Consider the following 26334-nt stretch of genomic DNA (forward strand, 5'->3'; position numbering starts at 1 on the left):
GCACGCATAGCGCGTGCCGGGCCTGATTCGTTTCCGTACGTGCCGCGCCGTGCGCGTCATCCCATTGGCCGTCGAGCACTCGCTCCGCGACCGTGCTCCGGGAAGTCTGGGAGTGGTGCGCGGTACCGTCCGCGGCCCTGAGCGCACCGGGCAGGAGAGGTAGAGGTGGGGAAGCGGGAGCAGCGGCGGGGGAGGCGCACCTACGAGGTCCGGAACCGCCGGCTCGTCCGGGTACTGCCCGGGGCGATGCTCATCGGCGGGTTTCTGTTCGACTTCCTCACTCCGCCCGCCTTCACCGCCGTTCCCCTGTTCGCGGCGGCCCCGCTGATCGCCGCACCGTTCTTCTCGCGGGCCGGCACGATCCGGGTCGGGGCTGGTGCGCTGCTCTGCGTGGCCGCGCTGCGGCTCTACGGCGGAACGCTGATCCGGGTCGTGCCGTTCATCGAGCTGCTCACCGTCCTCACCGTCTCGGTCCTCGCGGTCTACATCAACGGAGTCGTCCGGCGCAGCAACGAGCAGCTGGCCTCCGCCCGGGTCATCGCGGCGACCGCCATGCGCGCGGTGCTGCCGACGCCGTCCGACCGGATCGGCGGGCTGTACGTGGCCGCGCGGTACGAGGCGGCGCAGGCGGACGAGTTCGTCGGAGGTGACCTGTTCTCGGTCACGGACACCCCGTACGGGGTCCGGCTGGTCGTGGGGGACGTGCGCGGCAAGGGGCTGGACGCGGTGGAGGCGGTGGCGGTGATCATCGGGGCGTTCCGGGAGGCCGCCGAGCAGGAGCGGTCGCTGGAGGGGGTGGCCCAGCGGCTGGAGCGGGCGCTGGCGCGGGAATCGAGCAGGCGCGGCGGGCTCGACGCGGTGGAGGGGTTCGTCACCGCCGCGCTGGCGGAGATCCCGCAGGGCTCCGGCCGGGTGCGCGTCGTCAACCGCGGCCATCCCGAACCGCTGCTGCTGCACTCGGACGGGGCGCTGGAGCAGCTGCGGCCCACGCTGCCCGCGCTGCCGCTGGGGATGGACCTGGGCGTGTGGCCGGACCGCTCCGACGAGTGGGAGCTGCCCGCCGGGTCGACGCTGCTCCTCTATACGGACGGCCTCTCCGAGGCCCGCGACGCCGACGGGGTCTTCTACGACCCCGCGGAGCGGCTGCGCGGACGGATCTTCCCCGGACCCGAGGAGCTGCTGTCGGCGCTGACCGATGACGTACGGCTGCACACCGGTGGGGTGACGACCGACGACATGGCCCTGCTCGCGGTCGTGCGCCCGGCCGAGGGGCAGCCGGACCGGCGTACGACCGTGAAGATCGTGGGGCTGGACGGCGGAGCCGGGTGAAGGTGAGGGGCCGGGCGGGGAGAGTGCGGACGGATGTGGGGGGAGAGTACGGACGGATGTGGGGGAGAGGCGCGGCCGATGCCACCGTGGGTAACCGTAAGGAACCCCTCCGCATAACATTTGACGCAACGTCAGAAAACGGCTAACGGTTGAGGGGTGATCAACTCGCCCGATTCCACCCGGTTGTGTCCCGTAAAGTCCAGGCCAAGGATCGGAACGATCAGTTGGAACGGCTTGGAATCGGGCCCGTGTGTCTATTAACGTTCGATAACGCAGCGCGGTTGTCCCAGCCGCCGTCAGTGGCGGCACCGTGCGCGAGCGCCGAATTCCGCAAGGGAACCGGGGAACCACCTACATGGGGTGAATCGGGCATCTCTGTCTCGTTGAGAGGCGGAGGAGCCCGTAGGAGACCTTCCTGCTCCGAACCCGTCAGCTAACCCGGTAGGCGAGAAGGAAGGAAAGGAGCGCGCCCCAGTGGCGTCCAACAAGCCTGCCCCCGAAGCCCCCTCCCGGTTCGCCCCCGAACACGGAAACGACTTCGGAACCGGGCCCGGTGCCGCTTACGGCGCCAACCACGGAACCGCCTACGGCGCCAACCACGGGACGGCCTACGGACCCGATCACGGGGCCGACTACGGAACCGCCTACGGGACCGACCGGGGCAGCGAGTTCGGCAGCGGCCTCCGCGCCGACGAGGCCGGGTCCGACCGGGCGTGGGAGGAATGGAACCCCACGGAGGAGTCCATCCGCCCCGTGCGCGGCAAGCACCGCGTCGCCAAGCAGCGCAACGGCCTCGCCCGTAGCTCCACCGTTCTCGGCGTCGGCGTCATCGCGGCCGTCGGCGCGGGTGGCATGGCCTCCGCCCAGAGCAAGCCGCCCGTGTCTATCTCTCTTCCCGACGCCATCTCGGACAAACTTCCCGAGGCCAAGTCCCTGCCCGGCGTCGGCGCGTTGTTCTCGGGTGAGTCCGAGGCGGAGAAGACCGAGGTCGCGGCCGCCGCCGCCCCGCTGACGACGGCCGGCATCACCACCACAGAGGCTGAGCAGGGCACGACGGACGCCGGCGAGGCGCTCCGCGCCCGCATCCTCCAGCAGGCCGAGCAGCAGCAGGACTCCGCCGACGCCGAGGCCAGGGCGGCCGAGGAGAAGGCCGCCGAGGAGAAGGCCGCCGCAGAGGCGAAGAAGCAGCAGGACGCCGCTGAGGCCAAGGTCGCCGCCGAGAAGAAGAAGGCCGCGGAAGAGGCGAAGAAGAAGGCGGAGGCGGTACGGCTCGCCAAGCTCGCCGCCAGCTACGCCATCCCCACCTCCTCGTACACGATCACCTCGACCTTCGGTGAAGCCGGTTCGATGTGGTCCTCCGGCTACCACACGGGCCTCGACTTCGCGGCGCCGACCGGTACCCCGATCAAGGCCATCCACAGCGGCACCATCAAGTCCGCCGGCTGGTCCGGCGCGTACGGCTACCGCACGGTCCTGGAGCTTGAGGACGGTACGGAGCTGTGGTTCTGCCACCAGTCCTCGATCGGCGTCAGCGTCGGCCAGCAGGTCACCACCGGGGACACCATCGGACGTGTGGGCGCGACCGGCAACGTGACCGGCCCCCACCTCCACCTTGAGGTCCACACCCCGGACGGCACCGGCATCGACCCGATGCCGTGGCTGCGCGCCCGGGGCCTGACGGTCTGAGTCCACCGATCCCCGGCAGTCCTGACGCTCACCCCCCGACGTCAGGGCTGCCGGTCCCGGCCGAGTGCGCAGGTGCGCAGATGTACGGGTGCAGTCCGGGTGCAGCTGTAGCTGTAACTGCCATGGAATAGCGCGTGCGGTGCCGTGGGTTGTTCCTTTTATGACTTCTCTCCGCAAACTCGGTTCCTCCGGCCTCCAGGTCTCCACGCTCTCCCTCGGCGGCAACGTCTTCGGCTGGACCGCCGACGAGGCGCAGTCCTTCGCCGTTCTCGACGCGTACACGGCGGGCGGCGGCAACTTCGTCGACACGGCCGACACGTACACCTCCTGGATCCCCGGCAACGTGGGCGGCGAGTCGGAGACCCTCATCGGCAAGTGGTTCGCGGCGCGGGGCAACCGTTCCGACGTCGTCCTGGCCACCAAGGTCGGCTCCCACCCCGAGTACAAGGGGCTCGCCGCCGCCACCATCAAGGCCGGGGCCGAGGAGTCGCTGCGCCGGCTCGGCACGGACTACATCGACCTGTACTACACGCACCACGACGACGAGACCGTCCCCGTCGAGGAGATCATCACCGCCCTCGACCAGTTGGTGAAGGAGGGCAAGGTCCGCGAGATCGCCGCCTCCAACATCAGCCCGGCACGGCTCCGCGCCTCGCTGGACTTCTCCGAGCGCGAGGGCCTGGCCCGTTACGTGGCGCTCCAGCCGCACTACAACCTCGTCTCGCGCGACACCTACGAGGGCGAACTCCAGGACCTGAGCGCCGAGGCCGGCCTCGCCGCCGTCCCGTACTTCGCCCTCGCCTCCGGATTCCTGACCGGCAAGTACCGCCCCGGTACGACCGTGGACAGTGCCCGCGCCGGTGGCGCCGCCCAGCACCTGGAGACGGAGCGCGGCCAGAAGGTCCTCACCGCGCTCGACACGATCGCGCGGGAGCGGGACGCCGAGATCGCCACGGTGGCGCTGGCCTGGCTGGCCTCCCGGCCGACCGTGGTCTCACCGATCGCCTCCGCCCGCACGGTCGAACAGCTTCCCGCGCTGCTGGCCGTCGACGATCTGCGGCTGACGGACCAGGAGCTGACCGCCCTCACCGAGGCGTCCGCCTAGACCACCTGGTCGGCCCGGTCCGCCTAGGAAGAGGACTGCGGCCCGCCGCCGTACGGCTGCTGCCCGTACTGCGCCGGGCCGTACTGCTGTTGCCCGTACGGGTAGGCGGGGTACGGCTGTTGACCGTACGGGGCCGGGCCCGGGTGCGGGGCGGGGCTGCCGTACGGCTGGTACGGGGCGTACCCCGGGTAGGCGCCGGGTCCGGTGCCGTACGGCCCGTGCGCCGGGCGTATGTGCCGGGCGCGCAGGCGGCCCGACGCCTGCGCCGCGTACGCCAGGGCGGGTCCGGCGATCTCGCGGCGCTGCCACAGGTGGTGCAGCAGCTCCAGCTCGCGCTCGGCCAGATCCGGGCCGGCCGTGCCGCGGCGGGCCTGCCGACGCAGAAACGCCAGTGACGTGGCGAACGACTCGTACTCGGCGACCGCGCGCGCCGCCGCCTTCCCCCGCGCCTTGGCCTCGGCCTTCGCCTGGGCGCTGACCACGCCGCTGACCTGAGCGCTGACCCGAGCCGTGATGTGGGAGCTGACGTGGGCGTGGGCGGCGACCGGGGCCGGTACGTAGCCCTGGTGGCCGTACGGGCTGTACGGGACGCCCCTCGCTGCCGCCGCCTGCCACCGCCGTGCCGTGTCCCTGGCCATGCCGCGGGCCCGCATCGACGAGAGGGCGAGCGGCTCCGTGGGGGAGAGCCAGCCGGCCGCGGCGTAGGCGGGCAGCTCGACGGCCAGGGTGCGCAGCTCGCGCTGCCGGGACCAGATCGCCAGCCAGGTCACCAGACCGAAGGCGGGCACCATGAACACGCCGTACACCACGTAGAAGCCGTACGGGCCGAACGTCGCGGAGCCGTTCCACAGGGCGTGCATGCCCATCGCGAGGACCAGTCCGAGCAGCGGCAGCGCGATACGGCGGAATCGCCGGTGGCGTGCGCTGCTCGCGGCGATCCCGAAGCCGATGCCGGTCATGACGGTGAAGAGCGGATGCGCGAACGGCGACATGACCGCCCGGACGAAGAACGTCGCGACGGTCACGGAGGCGAACCCCGAGCCCATCTGCTGGTCCTCGCCGAAGGCGTTGCCCAGGTAGAGGATGTTCTCGGTGAAGGCGAAGCCCGTCGCGGCGAATCCGGCGACGACCAGGCCGTCGACGATCCCGTTGAAGTCCCGTCTTCGGAACAGGAAGAGCAGCAGCACGGCCGCGCCCTTGGCGCTCTCCTCGACGACGGGCGCTATGACGGTGGCGCCCAGCGTGTCCGCGCTGCCCGGGTCGGCGGTGGCGGTGGCGATCCACTGGGTCGCGAAGGAGTTCGCGAGGATCGCGACGAGCGCGGCCGCGCAGGCGCCCCAGGCGAAGGCGAACAGCATGTTGCGCCAAGGTCCCGGCTCCACCCGGTCGAGCCAGCGGAACGCCGTCATCAGCAGCGGGACCGGCAGCACCGCGAGACCCAGCCCGACGAGGAACCCCTGAGTGCCCGTCTGGTCCCGTACCAGCGCGAGGATCACCAGGCCGCAGAGGGCCAGCACGGTGAAGACGGCGACGACGCGGAGCGTTTTGCTCCGCCACAGCATGCCGACGCGGCGCGGCCGGTAACGCCACTGGCCCCGCTCCGGCACGGCAGCCAGGATCTCGCCGACCCGCTGCTCCTCAAGCACCGGGACGGCCGGCTGCGACTGCCGCTGCTGCGGAACAGAACCGTCGGACACCCCATGACCCTAACGAGGAGGACTGACAACGGCCATGGCGTATCGGCCCCCCGGAAGCGGCCGGCGCGGGGTGACCGGGACCCTGGGGGGGAAGGGGTCAGTGGCGGGCGAAGAGCAGGTCGTGCACGACATGGCCCTTGTCCAGGCCCTGGCCCTCGAACCGGGTCAGCGGCCGGAACTCGGGCCGTGGCGCGTAACCGCCGTCCGCCGCCGTGTTCTCGAAGCGGGGGTGCGCGGTCAGCACCTCCAGCATCTGCTCGGCGTACGGCTCCCAGTCGGTCGCGCAGTGCAGGACCGCGCCGGGCTTCAGCCGCTGTGCCACCAGGTCGAGGAACTCCGGCTGGATCAGCCGGCGCTTGTGGTGGCGGGACTTGGGCCACGGGTCGGGGAAGTAGACCCGGAGCCCGTCCAGCGAGTCCGGCGTCAGCATCTCGCGCAGCAGGATGATCGCGTCACCGTTGGCGACCCGGATGTTGGACATGCCGTTCCGGTCCGCGAGACGGAGCAGATTGCCCTGGCCCGGGGTGTGCACGTCGACGGCGAGGATGCCGGTCCCCGGATCGTCGGCGGCCATCTGCGCGGTGGCCTCGCCCATGCCGAAGCCGATCTCCAGGACGACCGGCAGCCCGTCGAACAGCTCGGGGAGGTCGAGGACGCTCAGCCCGTCGATATCCAGGCCCCACTTCGGCCAGAGCCGCTCCAGGGCGTCCTGCTGGCCGGGCGAGACCCGGCTGCGGCGCGGCTGGAAACTGCGGATCCGGCGCTCGTGGTGCGAACCTGCGGGGTCGGCCGCCGGGCCGCCGGGGAAGCGGGGCGCCTGCCGCAGCCTGCGCTGGCGGTCCAGGGCCGCCGCGCGCAGCTCGTCCGGGATTCCGGCGGTGGCGGACGCGTCGGATGTGCCGGACGCGCCGGGCGTCGTGGGGGAGGGGTTCATGGGCTCAGACACAATGCCCTGATTCTACGGCGGGCGGCTTCCACCCCGTCCCCTCCGCCCGTAGGAGCGCCCGGCGCGCCACCTCGCGCCCGATGGGCAGCGACGCCGTGGCGGCGGGCGACGGAGCGTTCAGCACATGCACGGTGTGCGGGGCCTCGCGGATCAGGAAATCGTCCACCAGGGTGCCGTCCCTGAGGACCGCCTGGGCCCTGACCCCGGCCGGGGAGGGCCGCAGATCGGCCTCCGTGACCTCGGGCAGCAGCCGCCGGACCGCCGTCGTGAAGGCGTGCTTCGAGAGCGAGCGGTGTACCTCGCCCGCCCCGTACCGCCAGTGTCTGCGCGCTATCCGCCAGGAGCCGGGCCAGCTCAGCGTGTCCATCAGCTCGCGGGGGCGCACGACCGGCCAGCCGTAGCCCTCTCGGGCCAGCGCGGGCACCGCGTTCGGCCCGACGTGCACACCGCCGTCGTGGCCGCGGGTGAGGTGCACGCCGAGGAACGGGAACGCCGGATCCGGCACCGGATAGACCAGGCCGCGCACCAGATCGGGCCGGGCCAGCTCGTAGTACTCCCCCCGGAACGGCACGATCCGCATCCCCGGCTCGTCGCCCGCCAGCCGCGCCACCCGGTCGCAGTGCAGCCCCGCGCAGTTGACCAGCACCCGGGCCCGTACCACCAGGCCGTCCGCCGTGCGGACCGCGACGCCCCACGGCCGCCGGTCGATCGCGGTCACCTCCGCGCCGAACCTGATCAGCCCGCCGCCCGCCCGCACCTCGGCGGCGAACCGCTCGGTGACCGCCCCGAAGTCGCACACCCCCGTCGTGCCCACCCGGATCGCGGCGAGGCCGCGCACCCTGGGCTCGTACTCCGCGATCTGCGCCGGCCCCAGCTCGGCCACCGGCAGCCCGTGCTCGCGGCCGCGCTGCACCAGCGCGTGCAGCCGGGGCAGCTCGGAGCGCCCGGTCGCCACGATCAGCTTGCCGGTCACCTCGTGCGCGATGCCGTGCTCCCGGCAGAAGTCGATCATCTCCGCGCCGCCGCGCAGCGCGTACCGCGCCTTGAGCGAACCCGGGCGGTAGTAGATGCCGCTGTGGATCACCCCGCTGTTGCGGCCCGTCTGATGGCGCGCCGGGCCCCACTCCTTCTCCAGCACGGTCACCCTGGTGCCCGGAGCGCTCCGCGTGATCGCGTACGCGGTCGACATGCCGACGATCCCGCCGCCGATCACCAGCACATCGCAGTCGTACGCCGCGTGCGTCATCATCACGCCACCTCCCACCCCGATAGTGCACTGACCCACTGACAACGCACTCAAACCCGATAGGGCCAGCGTGGCGCCCGAGGCCCCGGTGGCGGGGTCCGCGGGCGCACCGGCACGGCCCCTCGGTACGAAGGGCGCAGGGCCCTTCGTACCGTAGGCCCCTACGCCGGTGCGACCAGCAGCGGGCGGGCGCGTTCCCGCAGCTCAGCGACGCGCGGCTCGTCCCCGTAGGGCTCCAGCCGGTGCAGCAGGTCGCGCACGTACTCGGTGGTACGCGCCGACGAGATGCGGCCCGCCACCTCCACGGCACGGGTCCCCGCCGCGCAGGCGGCGTCCAGATTCCCCGACTCCAGTTCCGCGACGGCCGACACCACGAGGCGCAGCCCGTGCGAGCGGACGAACTCCTCTGTCGGTCTGGACAGCGCCTGCTCGGTGAACCTCCGGACCTGCCGGGGCGCCTTCAGATCGAGGTGGCACTCCGCCGCGTCGGCCGCGAACCGGTCGTACGAGTAGAAGCCCAGCCACGACGGGTCGGCGTCCCCGTCCCGGGAGCGCTCCAGCCACCCCTCCGCGGCCTTCAGCGCGGCCCCCGCGGCCGGTGCGTCGCTCGCCTTGGCGTGGGCCCGCGCCTCCACCAGACGGAAGAAGCTCATGGTGCGCGCCGTCGCGAGCCCCCGGTTGCGTTCCACGGCCGCCTGCGCGAGGTCGACCCCCTCGTCGGCGAAGCCGCGGTAGGTCGCCTGGAGCGACATGGAGGCGAGGACGTAGCCGCCGAGCGGTACGTCGGCCGCGGCGCGGGCCAGTCGCAGCGCCTGGATGTAGTAGCGCTGCGCGGCCTCCTGCTGGCCGGTGTCGAAGGCCATCCAGCCGGCGAGCCTGGTCAGTTCGGCCGCGGCGCCGAAGAGCGCCCGGCCCACCTCGTCACTGTACGAACCGAGCAGCAGGGGTGCGGCGTCGACGCGTAAGCACTCCGGGACCATGGACGAACGCCAGTCCCCGCCGCCGTACTTCGAGTCCCAGCGCCGTGCGTCCTGGGCCGCCTCGCGCAGTTTGGACACATCGCTGTGGCCGACCCGCAGCGGGGAGACACCGTGCGCGGAATCCGGACCCGGCTGGGCCGGAATCGACACGCTGTGCCCCGGCACCGGCGGCGCACCGTGCCCGTGCGCCGGTGGCGCCCCCGACTGACCCGGTACGAGCGGTGTTCCGGACAGGAGGTGCTGCCCGGGTACGCCGGGCGGCGCCAGGGAACCCTGCGCCCCCACTGCGCCCCGTGCGCCCTGCGTGCCGAGCACCGCCGCCTCCGCGGCGGCCGACGCGCGGGCGACCGACGGGTCGGCGGGGGATATCAGCCAGCGGGACGCGGGAGTGGCGTACGCACTCACCGAGAACGAGCCCGCGAGCGACTGCCAGATGCCGCCACTGCCGGCCCGCCGCCCGGCCAGATCCAGCCGGTACAGCTCGGTCGCGGAGCGCACCGCTTCGCCCACATCGCGCGGGAACGTCAGACCGACCTCCGGCGCGGGATCGGCATCGGCGAGCCCGATCTCGTGCAGCGGGACCGGCCGGCCGAGCTTGGCCCCGATCGCCGCCGCGATGAGATGGGGCGCGGCGCCCTGCGGCACCATGCCCTTGGAGACCCACCTGGCCACCGAGGTCTTGTCGTACCGAAGTGTCAGTCCGCGCTGCGCCCCGAGGTCGTTGACCCGCCGGGCGAGCCCGGCGTTGCTGATTCCCGCGAGGGCGAGAACGGTTCCGAGCTTGTCGTTCGGTCCGCGTTGCTCCCTGGACATGCGCCACCCCTCGACACACAGACGGCAGCCGCGACACCGTTGAGGCGCGCGGCATTCGTACCGTGTTCTCCCCAGGGACGAACCCTCGCACTCCGACCGCACACGCATTTGGCCGAGCCCCGAGGAATATGCCGCTCTGCTGAGAACATCAGTAAACCCAGCGTAGTTCGCCGCATCCCTACCGTTAAGGGGCGGACGTCCGTATGGCGGGATTGTTGTCCGCCCGGAGCCTTCGGGCGGCGAAGCGCGTCGAGCGGCGGCCGGCGGCCGGCGGCAGGGGCGAACAGCGGCGGACGGCGGCGAGCCCATCGAGGCCTCTGAGGTGTGAGTGACCCGCGTGACGGACGCGGCGGGCAGCGGGGGAGGAGGCGTGAAGGCGGGACGGAGAAGGCGTGGAAAGGGCGTGGACGGGGCGTGGGCAGGGCCCCGAAAGGGCGCGGGCGGGGAGTGCCGGGACGGCGCGGTCGGGGCGCTCGGGCCGGGTGCCCGGGCCGGGCGCGGGGCCGTCGGTCACCCCCTTGTCTGCCCGCTGACCAGGGCCGGGTCCGCCCTCCGGATGGCGCGGCGCCTCATGGTTCGCGGGGTCCGGCCGGCCCTCGCGCGGGCGCTGTTCCGGGTGTTCCGGCGTGCTCCTCGCGTGTGGCCGTGCGCCTGGCCGTGCGCTCTGGCCCGGTCCGTACGGAAGCGCTTCCATGGGTGCTGCGTGGGTCGGCCCGCCGCATTGGACACTGCGGGCTGGGGGAAACCGCCGCCTCATTCCCCGCAGGCGGTGGACCGGTCCGGGAGGCCAACCGCGTCTCCCGGACCGTGCGTCGAGCCGTACGCCGGGCCGGGGCGGGCGAGGGCGCCCGTGTTCGTGTGGGAGTTCGTGCGGAGGGCGGCGCGGGGGTCGGTACAGGAGTGCCCGCCGTCCGGCCGAACCGTTCCAGGGTCTTGAGGCGGTCCGCGGCAGCCCATGGCCTGTCCGATGCGGCATGGAGCGAAACGGCGGAAAAGCGGACGAAGGCAGCCGCGCAGTTCTGGTGATCCGGTTCCAAGGCGCCCCGAGAATGGCCGAATGTCGTCGGTCGGACGAGGTTGGGCCGACGGGTTCGCGGAAATCCGGTCGGCTGTCCGGACGAGGGTACGCACCGTGGCCGGATCGGGGCCGTGGAGCCGGTGCGCACGGGAGGGGCAACGCGCTGAATCCGTAACTCCGTTGCTGCCGGGAGCGACGCGCGCGGGCGATGTACCCGCCCATGCGGCCGGTGGTCCCGCTCCGGCCTTTGCCAGGGGCGCATGCGCTCACGACGTGCGCCGTCCGTAGCCACTCCTGCACGCCGTTGTCGTGGCAGCATGTCCGCAACGGCGCCGCGCGTTACCGGAGTTCTCCCGATACCGCCCTGCCGCGCCGTTTTGTCCACAGCCTGTGGAGGCGGCGATGCGTTGGTTGGTGGGATGGAGCAGTATCGCCGCGAGCTTCGGCACGGCCGGAGCGGTCGGCGCGAGTGACGAGGGGCGCACGATGCACCCCGTGGGCTCCCAACTCCTGTGGGGAGACCCGGATCCGCTCTGGGCCGTCGGGGACTGGCGGCCCGACGAGATCCGCACCGTCCGGGTGGACACGGCCGAGGGCGCGCCCACGGTCCGGCTCGCCGTACTCGGCTGCTGCGGCGCCACCGACGAACAGCTGCGCGTCGGACTGCTCGCCGCACGCGGGGGAGCCCTGCGCCACCTCACCGCATGGACCGGCAGCTACACGGCGGTCGTCCAGATAGGCCGCCGGATCACCGTGGTGGGCGACCTCGCCGGCGCCCGCCCGGTCTTCTACACGCCCTGGGCCGGAGGCACGGCGTACGCCACCGCAGCGCTGCCGCTCGCCGACCTCATCGAGGCGCAGCTCGACATCGGCCACCTCGCCGCGCTGCTCGCCTGCCCGGAGACCCCGGAGGCGCTGCGCGACGGCACCCCGTACGCCGGGGTGAAACGCATCCCGCCCGGACACGCGCTGATCCTCCGCGAGGGCTCGCGGGAGATCACCGGGTACGAGGCGGTGGCCTCCCTCGCGGTGGCCGCGCCCGAGCTCGATCCGGTGAGCGCGGTCGACGGGGTGCGCGACGCCCTGGTCGAGGCCGTGCGCGCCAGGCTGCTCGCGCCCCGCCACGCCCCGGAGACCGCGCCACCCGACCCGGGGCCCGTTCCCGGCATGGGCCCCGCCGAACGCCGGGCCGCACGGGGGGCGCCCGTCCCCGGCATCGGCTCCGACCTCTCCGGGGGCAGCGCGTCCGCCACCCTCGCCCTGCTCGCCGCCGGGCTCCCCGGACTGCCCGGCACCCTCCTGGGCCACGGCACGGGGGCGGGCGAACGGCTGCTCGCCGTCACGTTCAACGACCTGACCACCCGCGCCCACGAGGACGAGCTCGAACGCGCCCGCGTCATCGCCGCCAACCCGCGACTGCACCACGTCGTCGTCGCGGCCGGCGAGGAGGCGCTGCCGTTCGCGGAACTGGAGAACGGTCCCCTGACCGACGAGCCGGCCCCGTCCCTCGTCGTCGTCGAACGCCATCGCCGCCGGCTCGCCGCGGGCAGCGCCGACCACTTCGTGGGCGACGGCGCCCGGCAGGTGCTCGACGCACACCCGGCCCGGCTGGCCGACCTGCTGATCGACCGCCGCCGACGCCATCTGCTGCGCCCGGTCGCCGCGCTCGCCAAGGCCGAAGGACCCTCCGCGCACTCCCTGTTCGTCCCGCTGACCGTCTACCGGGCGGCCCGGCGCCTGGCCCGCACGTCGTACCGCAGCGGGCTCGAAGCCGCTGCGGCGCGCCTTCCCGACGCCAACCGCCTCACCCCGGACCTCGACACCCCCACCGATGCCTCGCTCGCCGCCCTGACCTGGTCGCGCCCGGGGCCCGCCGCCCGCTGGCTGACCGGGGAGGCGCTCGCTGAAGTATCGGTTCGCCTTCAGGAGGCGGCGATCCGCCCCGCCTCCGTCCAACGCCCCGGCGAGGCCCGCGCCAGGGCCGCGCTCGCCCGGAACGCCGCCGACCACCGCATCCTGGAACAGGCCGCGGAGGTCCGCAGCCAGCGGCTGCACGCCCCCTTCCTCGACAACCAGGTGGTACGCGCCGCCCGCGCGCTCCCCGAGTCCCTCCGGGTCCAGCCGGGCGCCCGCGCGGCGGTCCTGCGCCGGGTCCTGGCGGGCACCGGCATCCACGAGCTGCCGCCCGGCTGGGGCGCCCCGTCCCAGGCCACCTCGACCGAGGTCACCCGTACCGGCCTGCGCGCCTCGCTGCCCGAGCTCATCGCCCTCTTCGACGCCCCGCTGCTCGCCGACGCGGGCCTGGTCGAGGCTCGCGTCGTACGCAAGGCCCTGCGCGCGGCGGCGGACGGCGAACCCCTCCCGCTGGACGGCCTCGCGGACCTCGCCTCCACCGAACTGTGGCTCCGCCGCCTCGTCTCGCGCCGCGGCACCTGCTGGACGGGCACGGCGGCACCGCGCCAGCGGGCCGTCGCCGGCGGGGTGGTCCCGGCACGACGGACGCTCCAGCCGTAGGCGGGGACCGGGGAATGGGCTGAAGCGCGTTGCGCCGCCCGCGTCCGGTTGTCGTACCGGCGGGACTCAACGACGTTGTCGTACCGGCGGGACACAATGGCGGGGTGCGGTATCTGATCCTGGGCGTCACGGAGGCGCGAGACGAGAAGGGCGGGGCGCTGCCCCTCGGCGGCATGCGCCTGCGTGCCCTTCTCGCGTCCCTGGCGCTGCGGCCCGGCCGGTCCGTGTCGATCGCCGAGCTCGTCGACGACGTATGGGCGGACGATCCCCCGGCGGACGCCCCCGCCGCGCTCCAGGCCCTGGTGGGCCGTCTGCGCCGGGCGCTGGGGCGGGACGCGCTCGCCAGCACCCCCGGCGGCTACCGGCTGGCGGCCACCCCGGCGGACGTGGACCTGCACGTGTTCGAGCAGCTCGCCCGGCAGGGCGCGGCCGAGCTGGAGGCGGACGCCCCGCAGGACGCCGCCCGGACGCTCCGTACGGCACTCGCCCTGTGGCGCGGACCGGCCCTGGCCGACCTGCCCGACCGCGACCACGGCCACGCGCTGCGTCCGGAGGCCCACCGGCTGGCCGCACTGGAGCACCGCATCGAGGCCGACCTGCGATGCGCGGCGGCCGACGGGCCTACGGGGCCGATGGCGGCTCTCGTGCCCGAGCTGGTGGAGCTGACCGCGGCGCACCCGTACGACGAGCGCTTCCGGGCCCAGCTCATCCGCGCCCTGCGCGCCGCCGGACGGCAGGCCGACGCGCTCGCGGCGTACGAGGACGCGCGCCGGACCCTCGCCGAGGGGCTCGGCACCGACCCCGGACCCGAGCTGGCCGCCCTCCACCGCGCCCTGCTCAACCCCGCACCCCCCGAACCACTCACACCACCGACACCAACCGCTTCACCAACACCATCCGCACCACCCTCCCCATCCGCACGCGGGACCGAACCGCCGGAATGCCGGGGCAATCTCCGCCCCCGGCTCACTTCCTTCGTCGGGCGCGAGCCCGAACTCCGCGCCATCCGGGACGATCTGACCCGCTCCCGGCTGGTCACCCTCACCGGTCCGGGAGGCTCGGGGAAGACCCGGCTGGCCGAGGAGTCCGCGGCGCACGGGGGCCGTGCCGCCGACGGTGACGTCTGGCTCGCGGAGCTCGCCCCGGTGGAGGACCCCGAAGCCGTACCGGGAGCCGTGCTCTCCGCGCTCGGGCTGCGCGAGACGGCCCTGCTGCGGGACAGCGCCCACGAAGGAACGCATCCGCGCACCGGTCCGGTGGACCTGCTCGCGGATCACCTCGCGCACTGGTCCAGGTCCCGCCCCTTCCTCCTCATCCTCGACAACTGCGAGCACGTGATCGACGCGGCGGCCACGCTCGCCGAGACCCTGCTGACCCGCTGCCCCCGGCTGCGCATCCTCGCCACCAGCCGCGAACCGCTCGGCGTGCCCGGCGAATCCGTCCGTCCGGTCGATCCGCTCCCGGCCGGTCTCGCGCACCGTCTCTTCACCGAGCGGGCCCGTGCCGTGCGGCCCGGGTTCGACCCCGCGCGGGAGGCCGCACACGACGCGGCCGCCGTGGCCGAGATCTGCCGTCGGCTGGACGGACTGCCGCTCGCCATCGAGCTGGCCGCGGCCCGGCTGCGGATGCTGAGCCCGCGCCAGATCGCCGACCGGCTGGATGACCGGTTCCGCCTGCTGACCAGCGGCAGCCGTACGGTACTGCCGCGCCAGCAGACCCTGCGCGCGGTCGTCGACTGGTCCTGGGGCCTGTTGGACGAGGGCGAGCGCACCGCCCTGCGCCAGGTCTCGGTCTTCGCGGGCGGCTGGGACCTGCCCGCCGCGGAGGCCGTGATCACGACGCCGGGCAGGTCTGCAGGGCACAACGCCGCCGGCACAGCCGAGCCCGCCGCCACAGCCGAGCCCGCCGGCACAGCCGAGCCCGCCGGCACGGCAGACACGGCGGACCTCATCGGGGCGCTCATCGACAAGTCCCTCGTCGTCGCCACCCCGGCCGCCGACGGCGGCATGCGCTACCGCCTGCTGGAGACCATCCACGAGTACGCCATCGAGCGCTGCGCCGAGACCCCGGACGTACGGGCCGAGGCGGGGCGGGCACACACCGCGTACTTCCTCTCGCTCGTCGAGGAGGCGGAGCCGAAGCTGCGCTCCGCCGAGCAACTTCCCTGGATCCAGCGGCTGGAGACGGACCTCGACAACATCAGGGCCGCGCTCCACCGCACCACCACCCCTCCCCCCGGCCCGCCGGGTCCATCGGCCGCCTCCGCCGAATCGGATGCCGCGCGGCTGGTCCTGGGCATGGGCTGGTTCTGGTGGCTGCGCAACTACCGCACCGAGGGCCTCAACTGGACCGCGCCGGCCCTGTCGTTCGGTCCGGAACCCACCGACGCCACCGACCCCCGCTACTGGCCCTGGATGAATCTGCGCATGCTGCGGTTCTTCCTGGAGGCGGAGCGCGGTTCGTCGGACGCGGACCGCGACGGCGGGCCGGACGAGGCGCTGGTGCGGAGGCTGGCCGACGCGTTCATGACGTCCGGGCCGCAGGCAGCCCGCTTCCCCGGGCTGCTCTGGCCGATGACCTCGTTCATCACGCTGGGCACGAAGGACATGGAGGACGTGCACCGGAAGATCGACGCCGTCGTCGACAACGCCCGCGTCCACGGGAACGACTGGGGGTACGGCGTCTCGCTGATGTTCCGTACGCACATGATCGTCGACATGCCGGGCGGCATGCCGGGGGTCGACGACGACCTGGTGGAACTGCGGGCTCTGAGCCGCCGCGTCGGGGACCGCTGGATGCGCGCCCAGGTCGAGAGCGCCGCGGCGGAGGCGGCCATGATGCGGGGCAGGTACGAGGAGGCGCGTCCGGCCTACGAGGAGGCGCTGCTGCTCGCCCGTGAGGTCGGCGCCCACGCCGAGGCCCCGTTCCTCCTGGCCCGGCTGGCCGAACTCGCCTACCGCACCGGCGACGTGGCCGCCGCAGAGCGGGGCCTGGACCGCTCTGCGGCCGAGGCGGAGCGCTACCAGACACACGACGCGACCGCGTACGTCCACTACCTGCGCGCCACCATGGCCCTGGACCGGGGCGACATCGCGGTCGCCCGGCGCAGGCTCGACGAGGCGCGGGGGACGGAGGAGGAGAACAGCCCGCCCACACAGATGCCCGCGCTGCTGGACGGACTCTCCGCCCGCATCGCCGTGTACGAGCCGGAGCCCCACGGCGGCCCGGCCGTCGGGCTGCGCGGGCTGGTGGCGGCCCTGGCCGCGGCGCGGGACGGGCAGTACTCCGAGGTCATCACCGGATACCTGGCGGACGCCCTCGCGACCGTGCTGCCGAAGCTGGGGCACCACGCGGCCGCCGTACGCGTCCTGGCCGCCGCCGACAGCTGGCGGCTCTGCGGTCCCAGGACCGAGGTGGAGCAGGCGGCGGTCGACGAGGCCGGGCGGCTGGCCCGCGAGGCGCTGGGGGAGCGGAGTTACGAGAAGGAGCGCGCGGCGGGCCGCGCGCTGACCATCGACGACGTCGTGAGCCTGCTCGCGGAGATCACCGGCCCGGCGGTCAGCGGCAACTGATGCGGGATTGGGCCCAGTTCGCGAGGGCCACCCCGCCGAACGGCGAAGTCGGCTCCACGACGAGCCGGATCCGGTCCTGGCCCTCGATGCCGACGCCCACCGGTACGGCCGGATCGTCACCGTTCATCACGGGCGACTGCCACAGCCGCGCCCCGTCACCGTTGAACACGGAGAAGCGCACGGAACCGAGCCCCATGGTCAGGTCGTCGACGCCGACCATCGCCTCGTAACGGGTGCACTGGCGGTTCAGCTGGATGACGACCGACGAGCGGCTGTGGACGGTCACCCCGTGGGCGTACCGCGTGCCGCCGATCGACATCCCGGACCGCTGCCAGACCCAGCCGCTCTCCCCGAGCACCACCTCGGGGCCGGAATGGTCCCCGAGAAGGCTGTAGCTCAACTCGTTGACCTGGTAGACCTCCGGTGCCGGTGCGGGCGGCGGCGGGGGAGTCGGGGTGGGCGTGGGTGTGGGCGTAGGGGTCGGCTTCGGCGCGGGTGGCGGCGGTGCGGGCGCCGACGGCGTGGGCTTCGGGGGCGGTGTGGGCGTGGGCGTGGGAGTCGGAGTGGGCTTCGGGGCGGGCTTCGGCGGTACGGGGGCGGGCGGCGCCGGCTTCGGGGGCGGGGTGGGCTTCGGCTTCGGCGGTGCGGGCGAGGGCACCGCGGGCGCCACGGCCGGCGGCCTGGCCACCGGCTTCGCCTCCGGCCGGGGCTGCTCGTCGCCGACCAGCGCCCACACCAGCCCGGCCGCGGCCGCGACGGCGACCGCCGCCGCGATACCGGCCTTCGCCGGAGCGCCGAGCCCCTCGGAGGCGGCGGCGCCACCGGCCGAGCCGGCGGAGGAACCCCCGCCGGTCGCCGCGGCCGCGGCACCCGCGCCCGCCGCACCGGCCGCTCCGCCCGCCACGATCCCGGCGGCCTTGAGCGCGTATCCGGCGGCGAACCAGCCGATGACCGCGACCGGGAGCAGGGCGGGAATCCCGGCATTCACATGGGCCAGTTCGCCTGCCGCGAGCCGGCATTTCGCGCACTCGTCCAGGTGTCCGCGCAGGCCGCGCTCGGCACGCATGCGCAGCCCGCCGCGGGCGTAGGCGCCGAGCCGGTCGGCGTAGCGGGCGCAGTCGCCGCCCGCGGTGAGCGCCTGGCTCACATGGGCCTGCAGATAGGCCTGCTTGAGCCCTTCGCGGGCCCGGCTGGCGAGCACCGAGGTGGCGTTGGCGGTGAGCCCGAAGAGCGGGGCGATGTCGCTGGGCGACTCCTCCTCGACGGTGGTGTGCCACAGGACCGCCTGCCAGCGCTCCGGGAGACTGCGGAAGGCCTGCATCGCCATCGACTGCTCGGCCTCGTGCATCGCCAGCACATCGGCGCCGAGATCGAGGGTGTCAGCGTCGGAGACCTCGGAGGAGCGCGAGGCCTCCGCGGCGAACGCCGCGAAGTCGTCGACCAGTTGCTCCCGCCTCGCGGTCTTCGTCCATGCGGCGCCGACGTGCCGCACCGCTGTCATCAGGTAGGCGCGCACCGCCTCCTGCGGGCCCTTGCCGCCCCGTACGGCCTGCAGTGTCCGGGCGAAGACCTCGGCCGTCAGGTCGTCGGCGGTGTGCGCGTCCCGGCAGCAGGTGCGCGCGTACCTGCGCACCGCGTCCGAGTGCCGGCGGAACAGCTCGTCGTACGCGAGGTCGTCGCCGTCCCGCATCCGCTGGATCAACTCGGCGTCGGCGGGGGCCGTCCCGGTGGCATCGGCAGCGTTCCGGCCGCCGCCCACCCGCTGCATGGGGACCGCGTCCGTACCCGCCGGTGCCGGGTTCTCTACCGGTGCGGGGGGCCATGGTCCGGGCAGGACCGTGCCGCCGTCCTCCTCGTCCGAGCCCTGGCGCCCCGGTCCGGCCTGGCTCGGCACCTGCTCTGCGGGCAGGCCGCCCGTGCCGGAGCCGTCGCCCGTGGTGGAGACACCGTCGAACGGCTCTTCCTGCTGCCCGTCACCGCTCATCACGGTCGCCCCCGTATGCGCTTTCGGACCCGAATACCGGGCAAGCGTGCCACAGAGGGCGGCAGTGGCGGCCTCTCAGCCCCGGCAACCACTCATCCGGGGCGTTCTCCCGAATATGAGCACTAGCGGACACCCGTTCGGGGAAGGGGTAACCGGTTGTTCCGATGGGGCAGTTGAGCGCCATGAGTACGGCCGAGCCGAACGCGACCACGGCGACCACAGCGACCACGGAGTGCCCGGAACCCGGCGCAGGGCCGGGCCGGCGCCGGGGGCGGTCCGCCGAGGTGGCCGACAGCCCCCGCGCCCCCGCTCACGCAGGCCGCGAGCGCAGCCCCTCCAGCAGGATGTCCAGCAGCCGGGCCGAAGCCGCCGCCTGCTGAGCCGCGTCCGGCAGCGAGGGTGCCGCCGTCGCGATGACCAGCAGCACATCGGCCACCGTCACATCGCGGCGCAACTCACCCGACGCCCGCGCCCGGTCGACCAGCCGGCCCACGACCTCCAGCAGCTCGGCCGCTCCACTGCCGACCTCGTCGACCTCCGCCGCCTCCTGCCGGGGCTCCGCGACCCGCAGGCCACCGCCCTGACCGGTCTCCTGGCGCTGCTGAGGCACCCTGGGCTCGTCCCTGGCGGAGCCCGCATCGCCGATCACCGTCGAATCGTCGCTGTCCACCCCGACGCGCAGTATCTGCGGCGGCAGCAGCCGCCCCGCACCGGAGGCGACCGACGTCCGCAGGAAGCGCGACAGCGCCGACCACGGCTCCTCCTCCTGCCCCAGCGCGGACCGCGCCTGGTCGGTCAGCCGGGAGGTCTCCTCCTCGGCTATCCGCCGCACCAGCACGTCCTTGCTGGGGAAGCGCCGGTACACCGTGCCGACACCGACCCGGGCGCGACGCGCCACGTCCTCCATCGGAGCGCCGTACCCGAGCTCACCGAACACTTCGCGGGCGGCCCGCAGCACATGTTCCAGATTGCGCTGCGCGTCCACCCGAAGCGGCGCCGAGCGGCCGTGCGCTCCCGCGCCGACGGTGCCCGAGCCGAGTGCGGCACTCAGCGTGCTCACTGCTCCCGGTGATACGGGGGTCCCTGATGACCCGATGCCGCTCACCGTTCCGACCGCACCGGCTGTACCGGCGGCACCGACCGCACCGACTGCCTCGATTCGCCCGTTTCCTTCGGGCGCGACGGCAGCAGTTGGCCAATGCGATTCCTGAATATGCATAACTGATCCCCCGGTTATGACGTCTCCCCCCGGAGACTCCCGCCGTGTCCGCCGGGTTGAGCGATGGTCACATCCGTCACCCCGACGACACACGAACATAGTTGAGCCAGGACCAATTCAGAAGGGGGCAGTTCCGCCCGGAGCGCCCCCCGATCGGAACAAGGACCGGTTGATCACCGATTCGCCCACTGTCCGTACCCTCCACCGCAACCCCTGACCTGCGGGGCGTCCGTAATGCCGCGACGATCAACCGGAGCGGCCTGTTCGGGAGCTCCGGTCACACAATTTGCCGGGGCTGTGGACAAACTCCGGAGCGCGTTGCGTCATGGGGTGGTGATGGCTTCAGATTCCGGGGGAACACCCCCCGGCCCCTCGTCCGGCGCGCGCATTCTCGTCGTCGGCGGCGGCTACGTAGGGATGTACACCGCGCTGCGTCTCCAGCGGAAGCTCAAACAGCGGCTGAGAAGCGGCGAAGCGGAGATTGTTGTCGTCACCCCTGACCCCTATATGACGTATCAGCCGTTCCTCCCGGAAGCCGCCGCCGGTTCGATCTCACCGCGCCATGTGGTCGTCCCGCTGCGCCGGGTCCTGCCCGACTGCACGATCGTCATCGGTGAGGCGCGGCGGATCGATCCGGTCAAGCGCGTCGCGACCGTCACCACGCTGGCCACCGGCGAGGACGGCACCGGAGCCGTCGAGATCCCGTACGACGAGATCGTCATCGCGCCCGGCTCCGTCTCGCGCACCCTCCCGGTCCCCGGTCTCGCCGACCACGGCTTCGGCTTCAAGACCATCGAGGAGGCCATCGGGCTGCGCAACCACGTGATCGAGCAGATGGACATCGCCTCCGCCACCCGCGACCCCGCCATCCGCGACGCGGCCCTCACCTTCGTCTTCGTCGGCGGCGGCTACGCCGGGGTGGAGGCGCTGGCCGAGCTGGAGGACATGGCCCGCTACACCGCGCGGTACTACCACAACATCAAGGCCGAGGACCTGAAGTGGATCCTGGTCGAGGCCACCGGCCGCATCCTGCCCGAGGTCGGTGAATCGATGGGCAAGTACGCGGTCCGGGAGCTGCGCGGCCGCAATATCGACGTACGGCTCGACACCCGGCTGGAGTCCTGCGAGGACCGGGTGGCCGTGCTCAGCGACGGCTCCCGCTTCCCGACCCGCACCCTCGTGTGGACGGCCGGTGTGAAGCCCGCGCCGCTGCTCGCCGCCACCGGACTGCCGCTCAACGAACGCGGCAGGCTCGTCTGCACGGCGCAGCTCACCGTCGAGGGCGCCGAACACGCCTGGGCCGCCGGTGACGCCGCCGCCGTCCCCGATCTGACCTCGGACGAGCCGGGACGGGAGACCGCGCCCAACGCCCAGCACGCGGTCCGCCAGGCCAAGGTCCTCGCGGAGAACATCGTCGCGTCCATGAACGGCGAACCGCTCACGGAGTACCGGCACAGCTACGCGGGCTCCGTCGCCTCGCTCGGCCTGCACAAGGGTGTCGCGCATGTCTACGGACGCAGGCTCAAGGGCTACCCTGCGTGGCTGATGCACCGCGTGTACCACCTGAGCCGGGTCCCCACGTTCAACCGCAAGGCCCGCGTCCTCGCCGAATGGACCCTCGCGGGCCTGTTCAAGCGCGAGATCGTCTCCCTCGGCTCGCTGGAACACCCCCGGGCCGAGTTCGAACTCGCCGCCGGACGGCGCCCCGGCGGCGACGGCGACGACTGTCAGTAGGGTCCGACACACTGGACGTGTGACCATAGGTGGGCTCACATCTGCACAGAGTGACCCGGCAGGCGGCGACCGAAAGTAACCAGCAGCGGCGGGCTCCGGCTGCGCCCTCCCGGCAGTCCGGCCCCCGGACCGGCGGGAAGAACAGCCCGGCAGGAGAACAAGCAGAGGACCGGCAGCGGAAGCAGCCCGGCAGAGGAAGCAGCCCGCCCGAGCGGACCAGACCGACACACGAGGCCAGAAATTCCGTGAACTTCACGCGCTGGAGCGCCCGCCTACCCGGTACGCAGCGTCGAGCCGCCCGGGACGACCACAGTGCCGTACCGGCGGCCCGCGCCGAGTACGCACAGGACGAGACCGGATCCGGCCCGCCCCAGGACGGACCCGACGCCCCGGCGACCCGCCCCCCGGCGCCCGCCCTTGAGGACCTCTCCGCCCGCGACATCCTCGGCCGGCTGCCCGCCCTCGTCGCCCTGCTGCACGGACCCGAGCACCGCGTCGCGTACGTCAACGACGCCTACGCCGCGGCCTTCGGCCCCCGCCCCTCCGGTGTCCCGGCCGCGGAGGCGATGCCCGAGCTGACCGAGCTGAGCCTGCTCCCCCTGATGGACCAGGTCCTGCGCAGCGGCACACCCCGCACGGTCAAGTCCCGCAAGGTGGCCGACGGCAGCTCGTACACCGTGACCTGCACCCCGGTCCGGCACGACAAGGACAAGGGGCAGCAGGGCGGAGTGCTCGTGTACGCCGCCGATGTCACCGACCACGCGGAGGCGGCGGAGCGGCTGCGCACCAGCGAGCGGCGCCACCGCGAAACGGCCGTCACCCTCCAGCGCTCGCTGCTCCCGCAGGAGCTGGAGCAGCCCGACGACCTGCGGATCGCCGCCACCTACCAGCCCGGCGGCACGGACGCCGCGGTCGGCGGCGACTGGTACGACGTCATCACCCTCGGCGCGGGCCGCACCGCCCTGGTCATCGGGGACGTGATGGGGCGCGGGGTGCGCGCCGCCGCGGTGATGGGCCAGCTCCGCACGGCCGTACGCGCCTACGCCCGCCTCGACCTCCCGCCGCACGAGGTGCTCCAGCTGCTCGACGGGCTGGCTGCCGAGATCGACGCCAGCCAGATCGCCACCTGCGCCTACGCGGTCCACGACCCCAACGAGGGCCTGCTCGTCTACTCCTCCGCAGGCCACCTGCCGATCCTGGTGCGCGACGAGGACGGCACGGTGCACCGCGCGGAGGGCCCGACGGGTCCGCCGCTCGGCACCGGCGGCTGGATCCACACGTCCGGGACGATCGCGCTGCCGCCCGGCTCCACCGCAGTCCTCTACACGGACGGCCTGGTCGAGCGCCGGAGCGAGGACATCGACGAGGGCGTGGCCGCCCTTGAGCGGGCGCTCTCCGGTGCGAAGGGCGCGCCGCAGGTGGTGTGCGACCGCCTGATGCGCTCCCTCAACATCACCGCGGAACACGACGACGACGTCGCGGTCCTGGTGGTCCAGCACCCCGCCCGCACCGGACCGGTCGCGGAGCTGTTCCACAACGCCTCGCTCGATCTGCTCGGCGGCATCGAGGCGGCCCCGCGCGCCCGCGCCTTCGCAACGGGCGTGCTGACGTCGTGGCGGTTCCCGGTGGAGCTCTGCGACCTGGGTGTCCTCGCCGCGGGCGAGCTGGTCGCCAACTCCCTCCAGCACGGCACACCGCCGATGCGCCTGGGACTGCGGCGCACCGACCGCCGCCTGATCATCGAGGTCACGGACGGCGACGACCACCTGCCGCGCCGCCGCCGCGCAGACCCGGCGGACGAGGCGGGCCGGGGCATCTCCATCGTCGCGACGATCGCCACGTCCTGGGGCAGCCGCCGCACGCCGGGTGGCGGCAAAGCGGTCTGGTGCGAGTTCGCCCTGCCCCGGTAGGAGCAGGGCGCGGTCCCGGCCTCAGCGCACGACGGCGACCGGGACCGGAGCCTCGGCCGCCGCGCCCTCCGGCAACGACACCGCCACCACCCGCGACGGCACCGCCGCGAGCGAAGGCTGGTCCTGTACGGGGGTGAGCCGCCGGCCGAGCCGCAGCGCGAGCATGGTGATCCCGAGCGAGAACAGTACGAACGTCACGATGTACGGCCCGTGCAGGGAGGCCCCCATGGGTCCGCCCACGGCGGGACCGACCGCCAGCGCCAGCTGCTTGCACAGGGCGAAGGCCGAGTTGTACTGCCCGACCATCGACTCCGGTGCCAGATCGGCGACCAGCGGCGCGACGGTCGGCGAGAGCATCGACTCACCGAGCCCGAACAGCGCGTACGTGGAGATCATCGCGGCCGTCGCCATGGTCTGGCTGCCGTGCCCGAGCCCGGCGTACCCCGCCACGATCCAGGCGAAGGCCCAGATCAGCCCGACCGCCGCGATCACCCGGCTGCGACGGCGGCGCTCCACCAGCCGCAACACCACGAACTGGGCGACGACGATGACCGCGGTGTTGGCGGCCAGTGCGATCCCGAGCGTGGAGGGCTCGATCCCGGCGGCCTCCGTGCCGTACGCGGCCAGCCCGGACTCGAACTGCCCGTAGCAGGCGAAGAACACCACGAACCCCAGCACACAGAGCTGCACCATGGCCCGGTGCGAGAGCAGCGCCCGCATCCCGCCCCCCGGCGCGCTGTCACCAGCACCGGACACCCCCGCCGCGACGGCGGGCGTACGAGGCATCCGCACGGTCGCCGTGATGGCGCCGAGGACGAGGAACATCACCGCTTCGATCAGGAACAGCAGGGTGAAGGACGCCGGCCGCTCGGTGTCGACGATCTGTCCGCCGACCAGCCCGCCGATGCCGAGGCCCAGGTTCTGCAGGAAGAACTGCATGGCGAAGGCCCGGGTGCGGGTGCCGGTGTCGGAGCACCGCACGAGCATGGTGGCGAGGGCCGGCTGCATGACGGCGGTCCCCGCGCCGAGGACCGCGGCCGACAGGACGGAAGCGGTCACCTGCGAGGAGAAGCCGAGCGCGACCGCGCCCAGGGAGGCGACGACCGAGGCGGCGAGCAGGACGGGCAGCGGACCGCGACGGTCGATGACCCGCCCGGTGAACGGCAGGACGGCGAGCGCTGCCATGGCGAAGACCGCCAGCACGACACCCGCCGTACCGGCACCCAGATCCCGTACCTGCGCCACGTAGACGTACAGATACGGAACGGTGAACCCGAGCCCGAACGCGCTCAGCGCGCTCCCCAGCTGGATCCGCCGCAGTGCTGCACCCATTTCCCTGGTCACACTCACCTACCTCAAGGTCTCGAAGCCATGTGATCGAGCGAACCGAACGACTCGAACCCGAAGACTTTAGCACTAAAGTTAGAAGCTCAACAATACAGATTGAAGGACTTCGACGGCTATGGGCGGCGTGCCATACTGCGCGCCATGTCTGACACCACCGAGCCCGGTCTCCAGGAGCCGAGCCTCGACGAGCAGATCGCCGCCTATCAGCGCGAGTTCCGGGACCTGGACCCACAGGTCGAACAGGTCGTCTCGGCGCTCGGCCGGCTGAACCGCCGGATGAACGTGGCGTACGGACGCCAGGTCGCCGCCCTCGGCATCAGCAACACCGAGTGGGAGGTCCTCAAGACCCTCGTGCTCGCCGGCACCCCGTACCGGCTGGGCCCCGGTGAGCTGGCCAAGCGGCTCGGACTCACCCCGGCCGCGATGACGCACCGCATCGACCGCATGGCTGGCGAGGGCCTCGTCACCCGCGACCGCGACGAGAGCAACCGGGTCCGCGTCATCGTCGAGCTGACGGACGAGGGCCGGGCGAAGTGGCTGGAGGCGATGCGGATGGCCACCGACTTCGAGGAGGAACTGCTCCAAGACCTCTCGGGCGACGAGCGCGGGAACCTCGGCGAGATGCTGATCCGGCTGCTGCGCCGGGTGGAACACGCCCAGCCGGATGCCGGCGGCCGCCTCACCGACCTGGACTGACCCGCCCCTGCGAGGGCGGGCCGGGGAGGGGTTGACACACCCCACCGCGATCCGTAAGGTTCTTCGAGTTGTCACGGAGCCGGAACGGTTCTGTGGCGACCGATCCCGCCGCGAATGCGGCAACCAAAACTCAGCACGATCTCCCGCCCGGGAGAATTTCGGTATGCCGAAATTGATTTCGAAGGCTCGATTATGAGCCGCCGGGAAGATCCGCTAGAGTTTGAGACGTCGGAACGGCCCAACAGCCGGGAAGACAAACCCCGCTGACTGGGAATCAGGCCCGAAAGGATCTGATAGAGTCGGACTCGCCGGAAAGGGAAACGCGAAAGCGAAGAACTGGAAAGCGAAAATGCGAGGCCCGCTTCGACCGGGAATCGGACACGAAAGAGTCTGATAGAGTCGGAAACGCAAGACCGAAGGGAAGCGCCCGGAGGAAAGCCCGATGAGGGTGAGTACAAAGGAAGCGTCCGTTCCTTGAGAACTCAACAGCGTGCCAAAAGTCAACGCCAGATACGTTGATACCCCGACCTGCTTCGGC

15 protein-coding genes and 1 riboswitch are annotated in these 26334 nt (G+C 72.9%); of the genes, 8 read left to right on the forward strand and 7 right to left on the reverse strand.

Annotated features, from left to right (window positions below; genetic code table 11):
- Positions 1 to 165 precede the first annotated feature (165 nt).
- From ACFVQ0_RS17400 to ACFVQ0_RS17410, 3 genes are all read left to right on the forward strand, one after another.
- Positions 166 to 1329 carry a PP2C family protein-serine/threonine phosphatase gene (locus tag ACFVQ0_RS17400; RefSeq protein ID WP_390088799.1) on the forward strand — a complete coding sequence of 388 codons (1164 nt, stop codon included), beginning with the start codon at positions 166 to 168 and terminating at the stop codon, positions 1327 to 1329.
- Between the two features lie 309 nt (positions 1330 to 1638).
- A riboswitch (cyclic di-AMP (ydaO/yuaA leader) is annotated at positions 1639 to 1792 on the forward strand.
- 11 nt (positions 1793 to 1803) lie between these two features.
- Entirely contained in the window at positions 1804 to 3015 is a 1212-nt protein-coding gene (locus tag ACFVQ0_RS17405) for a M23 family metallopeptidase (RefSeq protein WP_390088801.1), read from the forward strand.
- 160 nt (positions 3016 to 3175) lie between these two features.
- Positions 3176 to 4120, forward strand: coding sequence for an aldo/keto reductase (locus ACFVQ0_RS17410; protein ID WP_390088803.1), 945 nt, complete (start codon positions 3176 to 3178; stop codon positions 4118 to 4120).
- A 23-nt stretch (positions 4121 to 4143) separates the two neighbouring features.
- Here ACFVQ0_RS17410 and ACFVQ0_RS17415 read toward each other — a convergent pair whose 3' ends face one another.
- The 4 genes from ACFVQ0_RS17415 to ACFVQ0_RS17430 form a co-directional block, all read right to left on the reverse strand.
- Positions 4144 to 5817, reverse strand: coding sequence for a PrsW family glutamic-type intramembrane protease (locus ACFVQ0_RS17415; RefSeq protein WP_390088804.1), 1674 nt, complete (start codon positions 5815 to 5817; stop codon positions 4144 to 4146).
- Positions 5818 to 5914: 97 nt separating this feature from the next.
- On the reverse strand, positions 5915 to 6751 hold the full coding sequence (trmB, locus tag ACFVQ0_RS17420; RefSeq protein ID WP_390088895.1) for a tRNA (guanosine(46)-N7)-methyltransferase TrmB: 837 nt from the start codon (positions 6749 to 6751) through the stop codon (positions 5915 to 5917).
- Between the two features lie 4 nt (positions 6752 to 6755).
- Positions 6756 to 8012, reverse strand: coding sequence for an L-2-hydroxyglutarate oxidase (gene lhgO / locus ACFVQ0_RS17425; protein WP_390088806.1), 1257 nt, complete (start codon positions 8010 to 8012; stop codon positions 6756 to 6758).
- A gap of 158 nt (positions 8013 to 8170) precedes the next feature.
- Positions 8171 to 9802: a sporulation protein gene (locus ACFVQ0_RS17430; RefSeq protein ID WP_390088808.1), complete on the reverse strand. Its 1632-nt coding sequence runs from the start codon at positions 9800 to 9802 to the stop codon at positions 8171 to 8173.
- A gap of 1420 nt (positions 9803 to 11222) precedes the next feature.
- On the opposite strand from ACFVQ0_RS17430, the gene ACFVQ0_RS17435 reads away from it, so the two are divergent.
- Together ACFVQ0_RS17435 and ACFVQ0_RS17440 are read left to right on the forward strand one after the other, a co-directional pair.
- Complete coding sequence (locus ACFVQ0_RS17435; RefSeq protein WP_390088810.1) at positions 11223 to 13334, forward strand: asparagine synthase-related protein; 2112 nt, start codon at positions 11223 to 11225, stop codon at positions 13332 to 13334.
- Positions 13335 to 13438: 104 nt separating this feature from the next.
- Positions 13439 to 16906, forward strand: coding sequence for an ATP-binding protein (locus ACFVQ0_RS17440; RefSeq protein ID WP_390088812.1), 3468 nt, complete (start codon positions 13439 to 13441; stop codon positions 16904 to 16906).
- On the opposite strand, the gene ACFVQ0_RS17445 is transcribed toward ACFVQ0_RS17440, so the two are convergent.
- Both ACFVQ0_RS17445 and ACFVQ0_RS17450 read right to left on the reverse strand, forming a co-directional pair.
- Entirely contained in the window at positions 16893 to 18890 is a 1998-nt protein-coding gene (locus ACFVQ0_RS17445; protein WP_390088814.1) for a sigma-70 family RNA polymerase sigma factor, read from the reverse strand. The genes ACFVQ0_RS17440 and ACFVQ0_RS17445 overlap by 14 nt on opposite strands.
- A gap of 310 nt (positions 18891 to 19200) precedes the next feature.
- Positions 19201 to 20109 carry a TetR/AcrR family transcriptional regulator gene (locus ACFVQ0_RS17450; RefSeq protein WP_390088816.1) on the reverse strand — a complete coding sequence of 303 codons (909 nt, stop codon included), beginning with the start codon at positions 20107 to 20109 and terminating at the stop codon, positions 19201 to 19203.
- Positions 20110 to 20445: 336 nt separating this feature from the next.
- On the opposite strand from ACFVQ0_RS17450, the gene ACFVQ0_RS17455 reads away from it, so the two are divergent.
- Positions 20446 to 21843 (forward strand): NAD(P)/FAD-dependent oxidoreductase, encoded by a 1398-nt coding sequence (locus ACFVQ0_RS17455; RefSeq protein WP_390088818.1) that lies wholly within the window; start codon positions 20446 to 20448, stop codon positions 21841 to 21843.
- Positions 21844 to 22088: 245 nt separating this feature from the next.
- Positions 22089 to 23753 carry a SpoIIE family protein phosphatase gene (locus ACFVQ0_RS17460; protein ID WP_390088820.1) on the forward strand — a complete coding sequence of 555 codons (1665 nt, stop codon included), beginning with the start codon at positions 22089 to 22091 and terminating at the stop codon, positions 23751 to 23753.
- A 21-nt stretch (positions 23754 to 23774) separates the two neighbouring features.
- Here ACFVQ0_RS17460 and ACFVQ0_RS17465 read toward each other — a convergent pair whose 3' ends face one another.
- Positions 23775 to 25085 (reverse strand): MFS transporter, encoded by a 1311-nt coding sequence (locus tag ACFVQ0_RS17465; protein WP_390088823.1) that lies wholly within the window; start codon positions 25083 to 25085, stop codon positions 23775 to 23777.
- Between the two features lie 156 nt (positions 25086 to 25241).
- On the opposite strand from ACFVQ0_RS17465, the gene ACFVQ0_RS17470 reads away from it, so the two are divergent.
- Positions 25242 to 25796 (forward strand): MarR family winged helix-turn-helix transcriptional regulator, encoded by a 555-nt coding sequence (locus ACFVQ0_RS17470; protein WP_390088826.1) that lies wholly within the window; start codon positions 25242 to 25244, stop codon positions 25794 to 25796.
- Positions 25797 to 26334 lie beyond the last annotated feature (538 nt).

This window comes from Streptomyces sp. NPDC057900 (assembly GCF_042887885.1).
Classification (GTDB): domain Bacteria; phylum Actinomycetota; class Actinomycetes; order Streptomycetales; family Streptomycetaceae; genus Streptomyces.

What these genes read in the sequence shown, in the direction of transcription:
- ACFVQ0_RS17470 (WP_390088826.1), top strand. Translation starts at nt 25,242, where the DNA reads ATGTCTGACACCACCGAGCCCGGTCTCCAGGAGCCGAGCCTCGACGAG.
- ACFVQ0_RS17410 (WP_390088803.1), top strand. Translation starts at nt 3,176, where the DNA reads ATGACTTCTCTCCGCAAACTCGGTTCCTCCGGCCTCCAGGTCTCCACG.
- ACFVQ0_RS17445 (WP_390088814.1), bottom strand. Translation starts at nt 18,890, where the DNA reads ATGAGCGGTGACGGGCAGCAGGAAGAGCCGTTCGACGGTGTCTCCACC.
- trmB (WP_390088895.1), bottom strand. Translation starts at nt 6,751, where the DNA reads ATGAACCCCTCCCCCACGACGCCCGGCGCGTCCGGCACATCCGACGCG.
- lhgO (WP_390088806.1), bottom strand. Translation starts at nt 8,012, where the DNA reads ATGATGACGCACGCGGCGTACGACTGCGATGTGCTGGTGATCGGCGGC.
- ACFVQ0_RS17430 (WP_390088808.1), bottom strand. Translation starts at nt 9,802, where the DNA reads ATGTCCAGGGAGCAACGCGGACCGAACGACAAGCTCGGAACCGTTCTC.
- ACFVQ0_RS17450 (WP_390088816.1), bottom strand. Translation starts at nt 20,109, where the DNA reads ATGCATATTCAGGAATCGCATTGGCCAACTGCTGCCGTCGCGCCCGAA.
- ACFVQ0_RS17435 (WP_390088810.1), top strand. Translation starts at nt 11,223, where the DNA reads ATGCGTTGGTTGGTGGGATGGAGCAGTATCGCCGCGAGCTTCGGCACG.
- ACFVQ0_RS17455 (WP_390088818.1), top strand. Translation starts at nt 20,446, where the DNA reads ATGGCTTCAGATTCCGGGGGAACACCCCCCGGCCCCTCGTCCGGCGCG.
- ACFVQ0_RS17465 (WP_390088823.1), bottom strand. Translation starts at nt 25,085, where the DNA reads ATGGGTGCAGCACTGCGGCGGATCCAGCTGGGGAGCGCGCTGAGCGCG.